The 5,918-nt window shown below is 61.8% G+C and carries 3 protein-coding genes; 1 reads left to right on the top strand and 2 read right to left on the bottom strand.

Going from position 1 to position 5,918, the window contains the following annotated elements; genetic code table 11:
* Positions 1-361: 361 nt before the first annotated feature.
* Positions 362-3,739 (bottom strand): PAS domain S-box protein, encoded by a 3,378-nt coding sequence (locus VMR39_RS22395; RefSeq protein WP_325419253.1) that lies wholly within the window; start codon positions 3,737-3,739, stop codon positions 362-364.
* Between the two features lies 1 nt (position 3,740).
* Positions 3,741-5,225, bottom strand: coding sequence for an ATPase domain-containing protein (locus tag VMR39_RS22390; protein ID WP_325419255.1), 1,485 nt, complete (start codon positions 5,223-5,225; stop codon positions 3,741-3,743).
* A gap of 299 nt (positions 5,226-5,524) precedes the next feature.
* Between VMR39_RS22390 and VMR39_RS22385 the strand changes: the two genes are divergently transcribed.
* Positions 5,525-5,776 carry a hypothetical protein gene (locus tag VMR39_RS22385; RefSeq protein ID WP_325419251.1) on the top strand — a complete coding sequence of 84 codons (252 nt, stop codon included), beginning with the start codon at positions 5,525-5,527 and terminating at the stop codon, positions 5,774-5,776.
* Positions 5,777-5,918: the final 142 nt, after the last annotated feature.

Below are 5,918 nucleotides of genomic sequence, written 5' to 3'. Positions count from 1 at the left end.
CGCAGATCCGATCGATGATCTGCTCCCCTACAACTGGGTCGATAGCCGCGCCGCCGCCAGCGCCATTATCGATCAGGCTGCCTAAATGCCGCCGAGTGGGGGTGTTTTAGCGCTTACGGTCAGCTTCCGCGCGCGGGCTTTGTACAGACTGGATTAAATGCACGATTGCCACTTCCGCCGCCGACCCTTTATCGCCATTCAGGAGCCGATTTTCGATCGCCAGGTCCGGACGGTCCGCTATTCCAACGGCTCTCGAGCAACTCCCGACTTTTTAGTGATACCGTATCGTGCCAAAATCCGTCATTTGGCTCATGCAAACCAGCCCGTCGGCGACACTCTTTATTGCCGTTTGACCGGACATCTAATGGAGTAGCGAAGTGAGCGTCGCTGCAAGCTCATCCTTTCGAAATGGTTTGGTCAGCCGCGGGAGTTTGGCATCGATGCCTTCGAGCTCGGCATATCCTGATACGAGCAGGATCGGCAGTTGCGGCCGCGCCAACTGGACGCGTAGGGCGAGATCGGTACCCGTCATGCCGGGCATGAGATGGTCGGTCACGACAATGTCAACGGGGGTGCCGCTATCCAGCAGCCGTAGCGCCTCCTCCGCTGAACTGGCTTCAATTATGGCGTAGCCGAGCTCTATGAGCATATCGGCCGTGCTCATGCGAACCAGTTCCTCATCATCGACAAGTAGTGCTACGCCTTGATGCGCGGCGGTGGCTGCTGCACGCTGATGATCCGGTGCCTCCTCGACACGTGTTGTGCTGACGGGGAGCCAGAGTTCGATGTTGGTACCCATGCCCGGTCGGCTTTGGATGGTTAGACCGCCGCCTAGCTGTGAGGCCAGGCCATGCACCATCGATAAGCCAAGGCCAGTGCCCTTGCCGATCCCCTTGGTCGAGAAGAACGGCTCGATCGCGCGGGCGAGCGTCACCTCATCCATGCCTGACCCTGTGTCGGCAACAGAGATTCGAACATATTCACCCGGGGGAAGGCCGGAGCGGTGGTTCGCGCCTACTGGCTTAGCTGTCGCCGAAATGCGTAGCGTTCCGCCATCAGGCATGGCGTCGCGCGCGTTCACCGAGAGGTTCAGCAGCGCCATTTCGAGCTGGTTGGGATCAGCCTTGGCCGATGGCAGGTCGCTGGCGGCATCGACTACGACTTTGATCTGAGGCCCGGTGGTGCTTTCGACGAGATCGCCCATCCCGGCGACCAGCTGGGCAATATCGACGGCGACCGATTGCAATGGCTGGCGCCGCGCGAACGCGAGCAGACGCTGCACCAACACTCGAGCACGTTCGGCGGACTGCGCCGCGCCCGCGATTAGCCGCTGCTCACGCTCCGTTCCAACCCCCTTACGCTGGAGCATGTCCAACGAACCAACGATCGGGGTAAGTAGATTGTTGAAGTCGTGCGCAACGCCACCGGTGAGCTGGCCCATCGCCTCCATTTTCTGACTTTGGCGAAGTGCCTCATGCGCTGCCTCGCGCTCCGCGATTGCCTCTGCCACCCGCGTTTCAAGCGTTGCATTGAGATCGCGCAGCGCCTCCTCGGCTTGCTTGCGCGCGGTGATATCGAGCGCGGTGCCAGCGACACGCAGACAGCGTCCCGAGACATCGAACACGCCTCGCCCTTTTGCAGCAACCCAGCGCAGAACGCCGTCTTCCTTGCCGATGGTGCGATAATCGACATCGTAAAGCGCGCGCTGCGTGGGGTCGGCTGCGGCCAGATAAGCTGCGCTAGTTGCTTCACGGTCATCGGGATGCAGGCCAACGTAGAAGTCCGCCATGGTAACCGGCACGTCGGCCGAGATCCCGAACATGGCCTTGGTTTGGGCTGGCCAGATTAGCCGATCGTTGATGACATCAACATCCCAAAAGCCAATCTCGGCGTTTTCGACGGCAAGGCGCAGCCGCTCCTCGCTCTCACGCAGCCGCGCCTCGGCACCGACACGCTCCACATGCGCCCAGCAGCGCTCGACAACCTCGCGAATCAGGGTGATCTCGCTCGCACTCCAGTCGCGGGGTACATCCTGATGCACCGCCATCATCGCGGCGAGCTGCCCTTGTTTTACAAGCGGGCAACAGACGATCGCCTCGATGCCGATCGACTGGAACATTGCGCGCCCTTCATTGGGTCCGAGCTCACCCGCCACTTCGCGAACGATCAGGGTTTGCCCCTGCCGCAGTTCGGCTGCAGCGCGCGGCCCGAAGAGATTGAGGCTATAGGTCCCGGCAGAAGTCGCGATGCTTGGCGCTGTATAGTCGTTGCGGATCCAGAACCGGTCATTGTCGGCGTCGACATTCGCATAGGCACAGCGGGAGGCATCGATCTGTCGGCCCAGCATCTCCGCGGCCGAAAGCATCGCATCGTCAGCGGTGGCAGCGCCGAACAGTCGCTCTTCCAACGCTCCAAAGAAGCGTAGCCGGGCCTCGCTTTCCCGCAGCGCCGCCTCCGCTTCATGCTCGGCGGTCCGGTCACGGAAAATGGTGACGTAGCCGCCGTCCTGTTCGGCGATTGGCATGGTGAGGCCCGAGCCCCAGAAGCGGTGACCGTCCTTGCACACATGCCAGCGTTCGTTGATCGCGCGGCCCTCGGCGGTCGCCCGCGCCATCTCCCGCGCCGGCACATTCGCGGCCCGATCCTCAGGCGTGAAGAACAGGCCACCAGTCTGGCCGAGCGCCTCGCTTGCCGAATAGCCCAGCAGACGTGTGGCGCCGCTACTCCATCCAGTGATCGTGCCGGCGGGATCGAGCGACACGATGGCGAAATCCTCGGCCCCTTCGACGATCTGGCGATAGCGGGCCTCGCTCGCGCGAAGATTATCCTCGGCCCGTGCACGTGCGATGACGATGCCGGCGGTTCGCACCACGAAGTCGACGATGGCGAGGTCTGTCGCGACGGGCTCGCGCGGCTCGCAGTGGTACATGGCGAATGTGCCAAGAATCTCACCTTCGACCGAAGTGATAGGAAGCGACCAGCAGGCACGCAGGTCATGCGCCAGCGCCAGATCGCGAAAGTCGACCCAAAGCGGATCGGTACTAATGTCGGCAACGAACACCGGTTCTCTGCGATACACCGCCGTGCCGCAGGAACCGACCGCCGGCCCAACCTCGATACCGTCGATCGCGTCGTTGTAAGCGGCTGGCAGGCTGGGCCCGGCACCCTGACGCATTTGTCGGCCGTCTTCACTTAGTAGCAGGATCGACCCGATCATACCCGAAGTCGACAGGGCTTCGACCTCGCGCACGATGGCGTCCAGCGTGATGGTGAGCGGCGCGGCCTCGACGGCAAGCGCGAGAATGCGATTCTGCGCCGCGCTCAGGCGTGCGGTGTCGCGCACTTCGAACTGCCGCGCGCGCGCTTTGAGCGACGATCGGATCGCGCCGAGCATCGCTTCGGCGTGAAGCGGACGCTCGAGTAGAACCACATTGCCCAGCTCGGCAAGCCGCTCCGTCGCGGCGACCGTACGCGGCGTGCGCGACCCGTTGGCAAGAACGACGAATGGAATGTCCGACCAGCTTTCCTGCCCGGCCACCCAGCCAGCGATCTCCGAGGCGTTTGGCCCGACAAGTGCTTCTTCGGTGAGAAGGACCGCACCGGCGCCTTCATCCAGGCGCTTAGTGAGGTCGCGCGCATCCGTGCAGATTAGCGCTGCGATGGCGTGACGGCCGAGCAAACCGGCGGCGATTGCGGCATCGCGGCCGCGCGGCGCAAAGATCAGGACAAGATCGTTCATTTTATCCGCGAGTCGTATCCGGATCCGTCTGGCTCGCCATCAAAGTCTTCGCCTCGCCCGAAAAGGTTGGCACGCCTGTCAGCACACCCTGAAATTGCCTGAGCGGTTCGCCGAGCTGCAACCCGCTGCCGCCGATCTGAAACTCGCGGATCGTTCGTTCGTGCCGCGCGGTCCGCGTTTTGATGACGGAAATTGCCTGGCGGACCTCGCCATGCGCCTCGAAATAGCGCAGCTGGACGACGGTATCGGAAAGATAGCTCAGATCGACATCTGACCGGATGTCGCCGGTGATGCCGTGCAGGCCAAGAATGAGCAGGCTGACGACGCCCTTCTGGCCAAGATAGCTCAGCATCTCATGCATCTGCAGGACGAGGAACTGCTCGTTCGGCATCGACTGGAGATAAGCGTTGAGGCTGTCGATCACGACGATGCTGGCGCCATCGTTTTCGACAGCAGACCGGACCGAGCCCGCGAATTCGCCTGGCGACATTTCGGCGGGATCGATCGCCCGTAGCGTCAGCAGACCGTTGTCGAGGAAAGGCTTGAGGTCCATGCCGAGTGCAGCGCTACGCGTCATCAGCGTTGGTACGCGTTCGTCGAACAGGAAATAGACAGCGCGCTCACCACGCTCGAGCGCAGCGACCATGCATTGCACCGACGCGGTCGTCTTGCCGACCCCGGCTGGTCCGGTCAGCAAGGTCGCGGTCCCCGGAACCAGACCACCGCCAAGCAAAGTGTCGAGTTCGTCCGAGCCGGTCGTCATCGCCGTGCCGCCGTCGATGGTGTCATGATCTCCGGCGACCAGACGCGGGTAGACGCACAGGCCGCCCCGCATGATCTCGAAATCATGATAGCCGCCCCGGAACCGCACGCCGCGCATCTTGACGACATGCATTCGCCGTCGCTGCCCGCCAAACCCCGCCAGTGCCTGATCGAGCGAGATTACCCCATGCGCAATACTGTGAAGCTGCAGATCACTCCCACTCGCGCCTTTGTCGTCCAGCACCAGTACGGTGCAAGCCCGGGTAGAGAAGAAATGCTTGAGCGCGAGGATCTGGCGGCGATAACGGATCGGGCTTTGCGAAAGTAACCGCAGCTCCGAGAGGCTGTCGAGCACGACACGCGAGGGCCTTAGCTCATCGACCTTGGCCATGATGTTGCGGACCGTTTCGCCGAGTTCGACTTCGCTTGGATGGAGCAGTGTCTGCTCGTGATCTTCGGTGAACCCGTCGGCCGGGACCATTTCGAAAAGCTGCAGCTTATCGAGCGACCAGCCATGCGATCTGCCGACCGCGCGCAATTCGACCTCGGTTTCGGCGAGCGTGATGTAGAGACCGACGTCGCCGACGGCGACACCCGCCAGCAGGAAGCCGAGGCCAAGTGTAGTCTTGCCGGTACCCGGCGTCCCTTCGACCAGATACATACGTTCGGGCGTAAGGCCGCCGTTGAGGATTTCATCGAGCCCGGCAATCCCGGTAGAAGCCATCGCAGTCAGTTGCTCATCGGCCGTCACGCAAATCTCCACGATCGTTACAGAGGCGCAACCTATAACTCCCGGCCTCCGGTTTTGGTCCGACGAGTCGTCACGCGTCCATCTTTGATTATGGGATTTAACGCGCCAGATAGGATTTTTGAACGCCACGAAAATGCATTGGTCCGACGCAACCGATTTATCTTAGCTAATACCGTTCTCCTTCCACTGCTGGCACGCCGGCTTCAATCCTGCCCACCGCACGCGGGCTTGGTCTCGACTGGAGCACCGTCGCTGACATCGGGTCGTCGCTCGTGCGCAGCACCTCGGTCGACGTGCCTATGCTGGCAGCCGAGCGAGAACTCGTTGTTCGGCTAGAAGACCAGAGAAGGGCGATCTCAGAGAACGATCTGCGAGACATGATGTCCTTTATCACCGTGCTGCCATTTGCGGACGTAATCTTCGCCGAGAAGCAGTTTGTGAATCTCGCGCGCCAGGCCGGCTTGGGCGAATGCTACGGCACGGCGCTCCTGACCTCGATCCACGAACTCACAGGAAGGCAGTAGGTGTTGATTGCCGTTGAGAAGTGACCCGGGGAGGCCAGTAATTTCCACTGAGAAGTGACCCATGTTTGAACACGTCCCTGGCTTTGGCGAGCGGGGGACCATGGAGTGTTGGACATGGCATTATTGAGCGTCATCAGGCGCT

The sequence above is a fragment of the Sphingobium sp. genome (assembly GCF_035511395.1).
In the GTDB taxonomy this organism is placed as follows: Bacteria; Pseudomonadota; Alphaproteobacteria; order Sphingomonadales; family Sphingomonadaceae; genus Sphingobium.
This window is presented reverse-complemented; position numbering and strand designations above follow the sequence as displayed.